The sequence below is a fragment of the Bacillus sp. FSL K6-1005 genome, from assembly GCF_038000225.1.
Lineage (GTDB): Bacteria > Bacillota > Bacilli > Bacillales > Bacillaceae > Bacillus > Bacillus mojavensis.
Map to the genome: position 1 here is coordinate 1,065,125 of NZ_JBBOBP010000001.1, position 12,370 is coordinate 1,077,494.

General features: G+C 42.1%; 14 protein-coding genes and 1 pseudogene. 13 read left to right on the forward strand and 2 right to left on the reverse strand.

Translation table 11 applies throughout. The features are described 5' to 3' along the window. Nucleotides 1-2: 2 nt before the first annotated feature. The 6 genes from pbpA to pstB (NST16_RS05470) all read left to right on the forward strand — a co-directional run bounded on the left by pbpA (nucleotide 3) and on the right by pstB (NST16_RS05470) (nucleotide 6,715). Nucleotides 3-2,153 (forward strand): penicillin-binding protein 2A, encoded by a 2,151-nt coding sequence (gene pbpA / locus NST16_RS05445; RefSeq protein WP_010334950.1) that lies wholly within the window; start codon nucleotides 3-5, stop codon nucleotides 2,151-2,153. A 154-nt stretch (nucleotides 2,154-2,307) separates the two neighbouring features. Next, nucleotides 2,308-3,210, forward strand: a complete 903-nt coding sequence (locus NST16_RS05450; RefSeq protein ID WP_010334949.1) for a phosphate ABC transporter substrate-binding protein — start codon at nucleotides 2,308-2,310, stop codon at nucleotides 3,208-3,210. Nucleotides 3,211-3,278: 68 nt separating this feature from the next. Next, nucleotides 3,279-4,208 (forward strand): phosphate ABC transporter permease subunit PstC, encoded by a 930-nt coding sequence (gene pstC / locus NST16_RS05455; protein ID WP_010334948.1) that lies wholly within the window; start codon nucleotides 3,279-3,281, stop codon nucleotides 4,206-4,208. After that, the gene (pstA, locus tag NST16_RS05460) at nucleotides 4,208-5,092 is read left to right on the forward strand and encodes a phosphate ABC transporter permease PstA (RefSeq protein WP_168748249.1); all 885 of its coding nucleotides are present in this window, start codon (nucleotides 4,208-4,210) and stop codon (nucleotides 5,090-5,092) included. Before pstC ends, pstA begins: the two co-directional genes overlap by 1 nt. A gap of 20 nt (nucleotides 5,093-5,112) precedes the next feature. Further along, nucleotides 5,113-5,922 (forward strand): phosphate ABC transporter ATP-binding protein PstB, encoded by an 810-nt coding sequence (pstB, locus tag NST16_RS05465; protein ID WP_340884601.1) that lies wholly within the window; start codon nucleotides 5,113-5,115, stop codon nucleotides 5,920-5,922. Between the two features lie 10 nt (nucleotides 5,923-5,932). Further along, complete coding sequence (pstB, locus tag NST16_RS05470) at nucleotides 5,933-6,715, forward strand: phosphate ABC transporter ATP-binding protein PstB (RefSeq protein ID WP_229146846.1); 783 nt, start codon at nucleotides 5,933-5,935, stop codon at nucleotides 6,713-6,715. Nucleotides 6,716-6,746: 31 nt separating this feature from the next. Here pstB (NST16_RS05470) and NST16_RS05475 read toward each other — a convergent pair whose 3' ends face one another. Next, nucleotides 6,747-7,211, reverse strand: coding sequence for an endolytic transglycosylase MltG (locus tag NST16_RS05475; RefSeq protein WP_010334944.1), 465 nt, complete (start codon nucleotides 7,209-7,211; stop codon nucleotides 6,747-6,749). Further along, nucleotides 7,208-7,561 (reverse strand): hypothetical protein, encoded by a 354-nt coding sequence (locus tag NST16_RS05480; protein WP_010334943.1) that lies wholly within the window; start codon nucleotides 7,559-7,561, stop codon nucleotides 7,208-7,210. The genes NST16_RS05475 and NST16_RS05480 overlap by 4 nt, the downstream gene beginning before the upstream one ends. Nucleotides 7,562-7,740: 179 nt before the next feature. Here NST16_RS05480 and NST16_RS05485 point away from each other — a divergent pair, with 179 nt between their 5' ends. From NST16_RS05485 to NST16_RS05515, 7 genes and pseudogenes are all read left to right on the forward strand, one after another. Continuing rightward, entirely contained in the window at nucleotides 7,741-8,211 is a 471-nt protein-coding gene (locus NST16_RS05485; protein ID WP_340884607.1) for a hypothetical protein, read from the forward strand. Next, nucleotides 8,208-9,284, forward strand: a complete 1,077-nt coding sequence (locus NST16_RS05490) for a glycosyltransferase family 4 protein (protein WP_340884609.1) — start codon at nucleotides 8,208-8,210, stop codon at nucleotides 9,282-9,284. The genes NST16_RS05485 and NST16_RS05490 overlap by 4 nt, the downstream gene beginning before the upstream one ends. 93 nt (nucleotides 9,285-9,377) lie before the next feature. Continuing rightward, the gene (gene rpmG, locus NST16_RS05495) at nucleotides 9,378-9,527 is read left to right on the forward strand and encodes a 50S ribosomal protein L33 (RefSeq protein WP_003153056.1); all 150 of its coding nucleotides are present in this window, start codon (nucleotides 9,378-9,380) and stop codon (nucleotides 9,525-9,527) included. Between the two features lie 82 nt (nucleotides 9,528-9,609). Then, the gene (locus tag NST16_RS05500; protein WP_340884612.1) at nucleotides 9,610-10,173 is read left to right on the forward strand and encodes a 5-formyltetrahydrofolate cyclo-ligase; all 564 of its coding nucleotides are present in this window, start codon (nucleotides 9,610-9,612) and stop codon (nucleotides 10,171-10,173) included. A gap of 62 nt (nucleotides 10,174-10,235) precedes the next feature. Beyond that, on the forward strand, nucleotides 10,236-10,409 hold the full coding sequence (locus tag NST16_RS05505; protein WP_032731265.1) for a hypothetical protein: 174 nt from the start codon (nucleotides 10,236-10,238) through the stop codon (nucleotides 10,407-10,409). An 88-nt stretch (nucleotides 10,410-10,497) separates the two neighbouring features. After that, nucleotides 10,498-12,018 carry a rhomboid protease YqgP gene (yqgP, locus tag NST16_RS05510; protein WP_340884615.1) on the forward strand — a complete coding sequence of 507 codons (1,521 nt, stop codon included), beginning with the start codon at nucleotides 10,498-10,500 and terminating at the stop codon, nucleotides 12,016-12,018. 130 nt (nucleotides 12,019-12,148) lie between these two features. Beyond that, nucleotides 12,149-12,365: pseudogene (locus tag NST16_RS05515) on the forward strand (YqgQ family protein). The last annotated feature ends 5 nt before the right edge of the window (nucleotides 12,366-12,370 follow it).

Here is a 12,370-nt window from a genome sequence, read left to right on the forward strand (position 1 = left end):
TTATGAGGAGAAATAAACAAAAAAAGCAAAATCATAAAGAGAAAAAGAAGTCGCTTCCGATCCGGCTGAATATTTTATTTTTGGCCGCTTTTGTCATTTTCACCTGGATTATTGTGGAGCTTGGCATTAAACAGATCGTTCAAGGCGATGATTACAAAAATCAAGCCAATCAGCAGGAACAAAGTGAAGTCAGCTCGGCGGTGCCGCGCGGGAAAATCTATGATCGAAATTTCAATGCCATTGTGACAAATAAGGCTTTAAATGCGATTACATACACGAGATCTAAATCTACAACGCAAGAACAGCGTTTGAAAATCGCAAAGAAGCTGGCGGATATGATTAAAGTCGATACAAAAAAAGTAACAGAACGGGATAAAAAAGATTATTGGATTTTGACAAGGCCAAAAGAAGCGAAAAAGCTGATTACTTCTAAGGAAAGACAGCAGGTAGAAAATAAAAAATTATCAGATGATGATTTATATCAGCTCCAGCTGAAACGGATTACCGATAAGCAGCTGAATGAATTGACTGATAAAGACATGCAGATTCTCGCCATTAAAAGACAGATGGACTCCGGATATGCGTTAACACCGCAATACATCAAAAATGAAGATGTATCAGCGAAAGAAATGGCAGTTGTGAGTGAACATTTAGATGAACTGCCGGGTGTTGATGTCACGTCAGACTGGGAACGTGAATATCCGTACAAAAATCTTCTCCGCTCAGTGCTCGGAAGTGTTTCCAGCTCTGATGAAGGATTACCGTCCAACTTGCTCGACCATTATCTGTCGCTTGGCTATAGTCGAAATGACAGGGTCGGAAAAAGTTATCTGGAATACCAATACGAAAGCCTTTTGCAGGGACAAAAAGCAAAAGTCGAAAACATCACAGATTCAAAGGGCAATGTCACGGGAACGAAAACCGTTTCTGAAGGCAAACCCGGTAAAGATCTTGTGCTTACAATTGACATTGATTTGCAAAAATCAGTCGAAAAAATTATTGAAAAGAAACTTAAAGCTGCTAAAGCAAGACCAAGCACCGAATTGTTAGACCGTGCATTCGTTGTCATGATGGATCCAAGAAACGGTGAAGTGCTGACAATGGCAGGTAAGCAGATTAAACGAGAAAATGGAGCCTATAAGTTTGATGATTATGCATTAGGAAATATGACTTCATCCTACGCTATGGGATCAGCTGTTAAAGGTGCAACTGTTTTGACCGGTCTTCAAACTGGAGCCATTAATTTGAATACGATATTTAAGGACGAACCATTATATATCGGTCAAGACAAAAGGGGAAAAAAGTCTTGGCAAAACTTAGGTCCGGTTGGTATTCAAACTGCTTTGGAGAAGTCTTCTAACGTGTTTATGTTTAAGACAGCGATAGCAGTTGGTAAAGGTGAATATAAACCTCACCAATCCTTGCCTCTTGATACTTCTGCGTTTGACACGTTCAGAAATTATTTCAGCCAATTTGGTTTAGGGGTAAAAACAGGAATTGATCTACCAAATGAAATGACGGGATATAAAGGTACAGACAGATTATCAGGTTTCTTGCTTGATTACGCGATTGGGCAGTATGATACGTATACACCGCTTGAATTGGCCCAATATGTCTCAACCATAGCAAATGGCGGCTACCGCTTAAAGCCTCAGCTTGTAAAAGAAGTCAGAAAGTCAGATGCGAAAAAAGGGATCGGTGCTGTCGTTGAAGCTGTTCAGCCTGAAGTATTGAATAAAGTCGATATGAAGAGTAGCTATATTAAAGAGGTTCAGGCTGGCTTTAGAAGGGTCGCTACTAAAGGGACAGCCGCAGGCCAACTTGCTTCAGCATCATATAAACCGGCTGCTAAAACAGGGACAGCGCAGTCTTTCTATGATGGACCAGATAAATCAAAAACAGGAACAGCAACTTATAATACGACACTTGTCGCTTATGCACCTGCTGATAATCCTGAGATCGCCATTTCCGTGGTGGTCCCTTGGACCTACATTGATTATAATGACAGATATTCAATTACGAACGAAATCGGCAGAGAAGTATTGGATAAATATTTTGAGCTGAAATCGAAGCAGGACAAAGAAGATACTCAGCAAAAGAATAAAGACAAAATCGAAGAAAAAGCAGAAAACACCTCGTCTTCTGCTAACTAAACAGAAACGTCCACATCATGTGGGCGTTTTTTTTATACAAAAAAATGCACGGATTTACAAAACCTTAACATTCGATTTAAACCTATTTTACATAGAACCTTTACTCTAAACGTGTAGGACAAATTACACATTATACGCAGGGGGAATTCAGGAAATGAAAAAAAACAAATTGGTGCTTATGCTTCTAATGGCTGCTTTTATGATGGTTGCAGCTGCATGCGGAAACGCAGGAGATAGTGAAAAATCAAATAGCGGCTCTGCAAAAGGAGAAGAAAAGGCATCAGGTTCTTTAACCATTTCTGGTTCATCGGCCATGCAGCCATTAGTACTTGCAGCTGCAGAAAAATTTATGGAAGAAAACCCTGATGCTGATATACAGGTACAAGCAGGGGGTTCTGGAACAGGGCTTTCTCAGGTCTCTGAAGGGGCTGTGCAAATCGGAAATTCAGATGTTTTTGCTGAAGAAAAAGAAGGCATCGACGCAAAAGCGCTTGTCGATCATCAAGTTGCAGTAGTCGGTATGGCAGCGGCTGTAAACCCTGATACAGGTGTAAAAGATATCTCAAAAGATGAATTGAAAAAAATCTTCACTGGCAAAATCAAAAACTGGAAAGAGCTTGGCGGCAAGGACCAAAAAATTACGCTTGTAAACCGTCCTGATTCTTCAGGTACACGTGCGACATTTGTAAAATACGCGCTTGACGGAGAAGAACCGGCAGAAGGCATTACTGAGGATTCTTCCAACACTGTGAAAAAAATCATTGCTGACACTCCGGGAGCGATTGGATATCTTGCATTCTCATATTTAACAGATGACAAAGTAACAGCTTTATCCATTGACGGAGTGAAGCCAGAAGCGAAAAACGTTACAACTGGCGAGTATCCGATCTGGGCTTATCAGCATTCTTATACAAAAGGCGAAGCGAAAGATCTAGCGAAAGAATTTCTTGATTATCTAAAAAGTGAAGACATTCAAAAAAGTATTGTAACTGACCAAGGGTACATTCCGGTTACTGACATGAAAGTGACTCGCGATGCCAAAGGGAAGCAAAGCTGATCTAAATAAAAAGAGGAGTGCGGAGACTTCCGTTTCTCCTCTTAACACATTCATAGGAGTGTAAAACGATGATAAACAATAGAGAAAATATGTCTGTGAGCGAACGTTTAATCAGCTCAAGGCAAAACCGGCAATTGGATGAAATTCGGGGAAGAATGATCGTGACAGCCTGCGCGCTTATAATGATAGCGGCATCTGTGGCAATCACCATTTTCCTCGGTATTAAGGGGCTGCAATCTTTTCTAGTAAATGGTGTAAGCCCAATTGAATTCTTAACCAGTCTGAATTGGAACCCTACAGATTCTGATCCGAAATACGGAGTGCTGCCATTTATCTTTGGCTCATTTGCAGTAACGATTCTCTCCGCTCTCATTGCTGCCCCACTCGGCATAGCAGGTGCGATCTTTATGACGGAAATTGCGCCGAATTGGGGAAAGAAAGTGCTGCAGCCGGTGATCGAATTATTGGTCGGCATCCCATCTGTTGTTTATGGATTCATAGGTCTTACAGTTTTGGTGCCTTTTATTGCTCAGTTCAAAACGAGCGGAACAGGACACAGTTTATTGGCGGGAACGATTGTACTTTCCATTATGATTCTGCCGACGATCACATCTATCTCAGCTGATGCGATGGCATCACTTCCGAAAAGCTTAAGAGAAGGTTCTTACGCTCTCGGTGCGACAAGATGGCAGACCATTAGAAAAGTACTCATCCCTGCAGCTTTTCCGACATTAATGACTGCCGTTGTCCTAGGTATGGCGCGTGCGTTTGGTGAAGCTCTGGCTGTTCAAATGGTGATTGGAAATACAAGAGTTTTGCCTGAAAGTCTGCTTGACACCGCAGGAACATTGACAACCATTATTACGCTGAATATGGGCCATACCACATACGGAAGCGTTGAAAATAATACGCTGTGGTCAATGGGACTTGTGTTGCTGGTGATGTCATTCTTGTTCATCCTGCTTATTCGCTACTTGTCATCTAGGAGGAAAGTGTAATGAACCGCAAATTAACTAATAAACTGGCGACTGGAATGTTCGGTTTATGCGCAGCCATTATCGCCGCGATTCTAGTCGGTTTGTTTTCCTATATTATTATTAACGGTGTTTCTCAGCTCAGCTTAGACTTTATTACGACAAAATCCAGCGCCATCGCCGCAGGAGGCGGAATACGAGACCAGCTGTTTAACTCCTTCTATATTTTGTTTATCACGATGCTGATTACCATCCCGCTCGGAGTGGGCGGCGGCGTGTTCATGGCGGAATACGCGCCTAACAACAAAGTGACAGATTTTATCAGAACATGTATTGAGGTCCTTTCATCTCTTCCGTCCATTGTCATTGGAATGTTCGGATTACTGATGTTTGTTAACCTGACAGGCTGGGGATATACGATCATAGGCGGGGCGCTGGCATTAACAGTATTTAACCTTCCAGTTATGGTACGTGTGACAGAAGACGCGGTCCGTTCAGTCCCTACAGATTTGAAGGAAGCATCGCTCGCTCTAGGTGTTTCTCGCTGGCATACCGTAAAAACCGTATTAATACCAAGCGCAATCCCTTCCATCATCACAGGTGCCATTTTAGCGTCAGGGAGGGTGTTCGGAGAAGCAGCGGCTTTATTATTTACAGCAGGACTTACAACGCCGCGCCTCAATTTTGCAGAGTGGAATCCGTTTTCTGAAACATCGCCGCTTAATATTTTCAGACCCGCTGAAACACTTGCGGTCCACATTTGGAACGTAAATACGCAAGGGATGATTCCGGATGCTGAAGCGATTGCCAACGGCGGTTCTGCAGTGCTGGTGATTTCAGTTCTTGTCTTCAATCTCGCGGCGAGATGGCTTGGAACAATAATCTATAAAAAGCTTACGGCAAATTAGACCGGAAAGAGGCGAAAACAATGTCTGAACAAATGGTAAAAGAAAAGCCTGAGAGAGTGGGAATGATTCCTCAGCAGCAAAATGTGCTCGAGGTGAAGGATCTGTCTATTTTCTACGGAAACAAACAGGCTGTTCGTGATGTGAATATGAAGATTGAAAAAAATGCGGTAACCGCTTTGATCGGGCCGTCAGGATGCGGCAAATCTACTTTTTTAAGAAATATTAACCGAATGAATGACTTAATTCCTTCTGCAAGAAGCGATGGTGAAATTTTGTATGAAGGATTAAATATACTGGGAAGCAATATAAACGTTGTCAGCTTAAGAAGAGAAATTGGCATGGTCTTCCAAAAGCCGAATCCATTTCCGAAATCGATCTACCATAATATCACGCATGCATTAAAATATGCCGGTGAGCGGAACAAAGCAGTGCTAGACGACATCGTGGAAGAAAGCTTAACAAAAGCGGCGCTCTGGGATGAAGTAAAGGACCGTTTGCATTCATCCGCGCTTTCGTTATCAGGCGGTCAGCAGCAGCGTTTATGTATTGCCAGAACGCTTGCAATGAAGCCGGCCGTTCTTCTTCTTGATGAACCTGCTTCAGCGCTTGATCCGATTTCAAATGCGAAAATAGAAGAATTGATTACGGAATTGAAAAGCGAATACTCAATTATCATTGTCACTCATAATATGCAGCAGGCTCTGCGGGTGTCTGACCGGACGGCTTTCTTTTTAAACGGCGAAATCGTTGAATACGGACAGACCGAACAAATTTTTACAAGTCCGAAGCAGCAAAAAACAGAGGATTACATTAACGGGAAATTCGGATAGGAGGGCGGCAATGAGTATTGCTACCGAAGCTGTAAAGAAACAGGAAGTTTATCAAGTCAACGGAATGAATTTATGGTATGGAGAAAACCATGCCTTAAAAAATATCAATTTGAGCATTAATCAAAACGAAGTTACGGCGATTATCGGGCCGTCAGGATGCGGCAAATCAACATTTATTAAAACATTGAATTTAATGATTCAAATGACGCCGAATGTAAAGCTTGCAGGTGAGCTGAACTATAAGGGCAGCAACATTTTAAAAGATAAAGTCGATATCGTAGATTTGAGAAAAAACATCGGCATGGTATTTCAGAAAGGAAACCCGTTTCCGCAATCAATTTTTGATAATGTCGCTTACGGACCGAGAGTCCACGGCATCAAAAATAAAAAGAAGCTGCAAGACATTGTAGAAAAGTCATTAAAAGACGTGGCGCTGTGGGATGAGGTGAAGGATCGTTTGCATTCATCTGCACTCTCATTATCAGGCGGTCAGCAGCAGCGTCTCTGTATCGCCAGAGCTCTTGCGACAAACCCTGATATTTTGCTGATGGATGAGCCGACATCTGCGTTAGATCCAATTTCGACGAGAAAAATTGAAGAGCTCATTCTTCAGCTGAAAAATAAATACACCATCGTTATCGTGACGCACAACATGCAGCAGGCAGCGAGGGTTTCTGATCAAACTGCATTTTTCTACATGGGTGAGCTTGTTGAATGCGACAATACAAATAAAATGTTCTCTCAGCCGAGAGATCAAAGAACACTCGATTATATTACAGGGAAATTCGGATAAAAAAAACAGGCTGTTAACATAGCCTGTTTTTTTATCGTGTTAATGTTTTAACGATTTTTTTGAAGCTCATATCTGATTTTACTTTAAATTCACCGGCACGGATCTCCTTGTGATACCCCGCGTCTATCACATAGTCATTAAAGTCTTCAGCTGAAGCAATAATGCCTTCTTTTTCAAGAATAGCTGATACATCTGCGGTGCTCATGCCGTCTTTAATGATGAGCTTGTACGTTTTTACTTTGCCTGTTTTCGAGTCTGAGCTGCTGTCATCGCTCAGAGATTTCTCTTTTGAGTCGAGAAGCTTTTGATATTCATCACGGTTAACAGAAACCATTTTTTTAGAATCGAGATAATTGTTTACGTCTTGCTCGGTTACTGTTTTTTGTTCTTTTACAGCAGCTGCTTGATCTTCATCTGTCAGATAAAAAACACTTGCGAGAACGGCTGTCGCTAATATGATACCGCCGGCAAATGCCTGAATGCCTCGTTTTGTCATACGAGCACCTTCTCATTATCTTTTATAATCGTATTCACGTCTTCTACTGATACATGCTCAGCTTTAGCAATTGCTTCAGCTGACATGCCATTATTATATTTAGAAAGTATTTGCTTGGCGATCTTTTGATTGATGCCGCTGTTCTTTGCTTTGCGGATCACAAGGTTTGTTTCAAGTAATTCTTCCTCAAGCACCGTCATTTTCTTTTTGAGCTTATAAATTTCCTGCATAGCAGAAAGCTGCAATGTTTCAAGCTCCTGCTCGACATCTTTCATCGGATCTCGTTGAGAATATGAGAATGCAATTAGCGCTATACTGACGATAAACAACGCAATAATAGCAATTTCCACGTTTCATCACCTTCTATTCTTTTTTTATCCTTCTTTTTTATACCATAAAACAAGTGGATTCTAAAGGAATTCGCGAAAAAAACGAGTTTTTGTCGAGAAATCTTTCTTTTCTTCCTTTATGTGTAATGGTTTAATAGGATCACCGAGCCAATGGAAGGAAAGGAGATTGTGAGAAGCCTATGGACCAACACTCATTTCCTTATAACATTCGAAGGGGGATTCCTTTTTTTAGGGACGTATTCGACATGAATATCCAAAACTCTCACACATTGACAGTCCGATGGAATCTGTCAGTTCAGACGATGAAACTGGCAGAAACCGTACTTTTCGAAAAAACGCCCGACATGATAAAAGAAATCCGTATTTTTATGAAAAGAAACGGTATAGAAGCTGTCAGGACGAAACGCATAAAACGGGATAAAGGGAAATGGCTCATTGTTCAGGTGCCTGGTCATGCTTTGTATCGTGCTGAATACAGAATACTGAATTCAATGAATGTTTCTCTCAAACTAGCTGAAACAGAGGACACCTTACTTGCAGAAAACGGTGTCAGCGACATAAACAGTTTTCGCAATGCAGAAGCACATACCAGGTGGGAGGAGCAATTTTCTGCCTACACCTGCTATCGCAGTGAGGGAAGAGAGAAATGAACATCCTTATGCTTTCATTCGAACATCCTTATAAACCGAAAAGCGGGCTTGGTGTTCATTTAAGCCGTCTTATATCCTATTTAAATCCGCATATCAACATAACAGTCTGCGCTCCAAGCAGGAAGCTATCTTCCTATGCGAATGTTGAAGACTTTATAGCTGATGTCAATGTTAGAATGGTTCAGCAAGTGTTGTCATGCAATAAACGCTTTGATCTGATTCATGCCCATGATGACATGACGGCCCCTGCCGCTCATTATTTGAAAAAGCAGCTCAGCATTCCGCTTGCTGCAACGATCCACGGGCTTGAAAGCGGAAGGAAGCAGGTGTGCAAAGAAATACCTCATCCGTACAGGCTGCTGACGGAGCGGCTCCTCATCGACATTTCCGACGAATTGATTGTGTTAAGCACTTTTATGAAGAGATCGATTAGTAAGGCGTATCCGTTTCGTGAAAAAATAACCGTCATCCCAAGCCCTCTGTCACTGGAGGCGAAAATAGGTCTAGCCGAAAGGTTGATATATAAAAGATACTTGTTTTCGTTTGGAAGGTTTGTTCCGGAAAAAGGGTTTTCACAGCTGTTGAAGGTATTTTCTATTCTGAACAAATGCCGGCCTGACCTTCAGTTGGTGCTAGCCGGACAAGGGCCGTTATTGGCATCCTATAAGAAACTGGCTGAGCAGTTGAGCATAAAGCAAAGTGTAATGTTTTATCCTTTTTTAAATAGAAGAGAGATCGTGACGTTTCTGTCTCAATGTGAAATGGCTGTTTTCCCAAGCATTTATGAACCCTTTGGGCTCGCTGCACAAGAAAGCATGGAACAAGGCGTGCTGACAGCCGTATCGCAGTCGGGCGGTTTTTGTGACTTTGCCGTTCATAACAAAACTGCAATTGCAGCTGATTTCTCGCAAGAACGGGAAGCGGCGGATAGGCTTCACAACGTATTAATAGATGAAGAAAACGCCTGCCGGATAAAAGAAGCGGGCCGAGAACGGGTGATGAAACTGCATTATCCACAGATCATCACAGCATCCTATTTACAGCTTTATCAGCGTCTATCCAATAATTCATGATTTCATTGAAAAACATCCTAGCATTCCGTCCATTATAGTGGTATTATATATAAGTCTGAATAAGTAAATGATATTTAGTTTGGAGGGAAAACAATGCGCGTTAATATTACTTTGGCTTGCACAGAATGTGGTGAGCGTAACTATATTTCTAAAAAGAACAAACGCAACAATCCAGACCGCGTTGAATTTAAAAAATATTGCCCACGTGATAAAAAATCTACGTTACACCGTGAAACAAAATAACAGCATAGCTGTTTGAGGTGTAAGAAAAAAGCCAGAGCTTTGAAAAAGGTTCTGGCTTTTTTCTATTCCGAGGGGGATAAAAATGAAATCACAATTAAGAAAAAAGACAATGGAAAAAGTATCAGCGATAACAAGTAAAGAATGGTCTAAGAAAACTGCGTGTATCAACGAGCGTTTATTTTCTCTCCAAGAATGGCAGAATGCCCGCACCATAGCCGTCACCATTTCAAGAGGGCTGGAGGTACCGACACGGCCGATCATCGAAAAAGCCTGGGGGGAAGGGAAAGAAGTTTGTATTCCAAAGTGTGATCCTGATACGAAAAGGATGCAGTTCCGCACATTTCAAGCGGATGATCAGCTTGAAACGGTTTACGCCGGACTTCAGGAGCCGATCATTGAGAAAACGCATGAAGTGGTCCAATCACAGATTGATTTGATAATCGTGCCTGGCGTATGTTTTGATCCTGACGGCTATAGGATTGGCTTTGGCGGCGGTTATTATGATCGTTATTTAAGTGATTATAAAGGGAACACAGTTTCTTTGCTTTTAGAATGCCAGCTGTATGATCACGTGCCGCATCTGTCACATGATATCCCGGTTCAAATGCTGGTTACTGAGGGTCGAATCATTTCTTGTTTTTCATAGCTCGTCCCTTCATCAAGAATAAATCAGAAAGAATAACAAACCCTAATGGCAGGAGGGATATAATGAAAAAATTTATGATCTATGCCATTTGCGCTGTTTCTGCCGTGATGTTTTACCAAAACCGTTACCGTCTCATGAATACCGTACTCAGCCAGCCTGGGATCAGACGGTCCTTTATTCATCTTTTTTTAAAAATTCCATTTATCCGCAATAAGTTTATACAGCAAGCTTTTTAAAAATCCCGTTTTCACGGGATTTTTTGCTTTTAGTAGGCGTCAAGAGCACCAGCTGTTATAATGAAAAAAAACCATTGGAGCGGTAAACATGTATTTGTTGGAGTATACATATTGGAATGTCGCGGCGCATTTAGTAAGGAGAGGGTATGGCGTCATACAATCGGGTGAATCTGATGAAATATGGCTGGAAGCACCGGACAAATCCTCTCATGATCTGGTTCGCCTCTTTAAACAGAATATTGATTTTCGCCAAGAAATTGCAAGGGACATAGAAGTGCAGGCGGAGCGAATAGAGCATGTCAGGAAGTCTATCGGCAAGCGGCATTTGAAGCTGCTGAATGTGCTGATCTCAGCGGAAGCACCTGTCGATGACTGGCAGGAAATCGCCGACAAGCCTTTTGAAAAAGGACAGGTATCCGTTGAAACTGCACTTGTGACTGGTACGTCACTTCATGAAGATCTGCAAGCCATTTTTCCATCATTTGAAGCTGTTGAATGGACAGAAGACCGAGACTCATTGGAACACGCCCAAATGGCAAAAGAACGCTTTTTTTCACTAGTGCAGAAACAAGAAGAACAGCGGAAAAAAGAAGAGGCGTTTTTCCAGAACGGAAAGCCGATCTTTACATATTTGTTCATCGCGCTGCAGCTCGTGATGTTTTTCCTGCTCGAAATAAACGGCGGAAGCACCAATACGGAAACGCTTGTTGCTTTCGGCGCTAAGGAAAACGGCCTGATTGCAGACGGAGAATGGTGGCGCCTGCTGACGCCGATTGTGCTTCACATCGGCCTTGCGCATTTAGCCTTTAACACGCTGGCTTTATGGTCGGTCGGAACCGCTGTTGAGCGCATGTATGGATCAGGAAGATTCTTGCTGATTTATTTGGCGGCGGGTATCACAGGATCGATCGCCAGCTTCGTGTTCAGTCCTTATCCTTCAGCCGGTGCTTCAGGCGCCATATTCGGCTGCTTAGGCGCATTGCTGTATGTAGCTGTGTCAAATCGAAAAATGTTTCTAAAAACAATAGGCACAAATATTATTGTTATTATCCTGATAAACCTGGGTTTTGGCTTTGCGGTTTCGCATATTGATAATTCAGGGCATATTGGCGGCTTGGTCGGCGGTTTTCTTGCTGCGGCAGCACTTGGTTTGCCAAAAACAAAAGCCTTGGGCAAAAAATTGGTGTCAGCGATTCTGCTGGTTGCCCTGGCCGGCGGGTTTCTCTATTACGGATTACATTCACCGTCCCATCAGGAGACAGCGCTGATTCAGCAGGCAGGTGAGCTTTACCAGGAAGGAAAATATAAAGAAGTAACCGAACTGCTGAACGGTGAAGCTGAGCAGAAAGACGCTTCAGCTGATCTTCTGAAAATCCTGGCCGTTTCTGATATTCAAATCGGCGAATATGATCAGGCGATTTCTCTTTTAGAAAGAGCTGTGCAAAAAGAGCCTAAAAACCATACGTCCTATTACTATTTAGCATTGCTGTATGCGGAAAAAAATGAACTTGGTCAAGCTGACAAGGCAATCAGGACCGCTGTAAAGCTGGAGCCGAAGGAAGAGCATTACAAAAAACTGCAGCAGGAAATTGAAAATAAACAAGAATAAATGACTAGATGAGAAAGCGTTGAATTTGCCAAGGAATGAATTCCGGGTATTTTTGTCAGCGTTTTCTTCTTGACTGGCGGGTTCTTTATGACTACGCTATTGATAGTTAAGATCAAGATTGGTGAGGAATATGAATACATTTTATGATGTACAGCAGCTATTAAAAACATTTGGACACATTGTTTACTTTGGTGACAGGGAGCTTGAAATTGAGTTTATGCTCGATGAATTAAAGGAACTATATATAAATCATATGATTGAGAAGGAGCAGTGGGCTAAAGCCGCAGCTGTCCTTCATAAAGAGCTGGAACAAACAAAGAAACGAAAGAGATTTACGTAAAGGTTAAGGTGA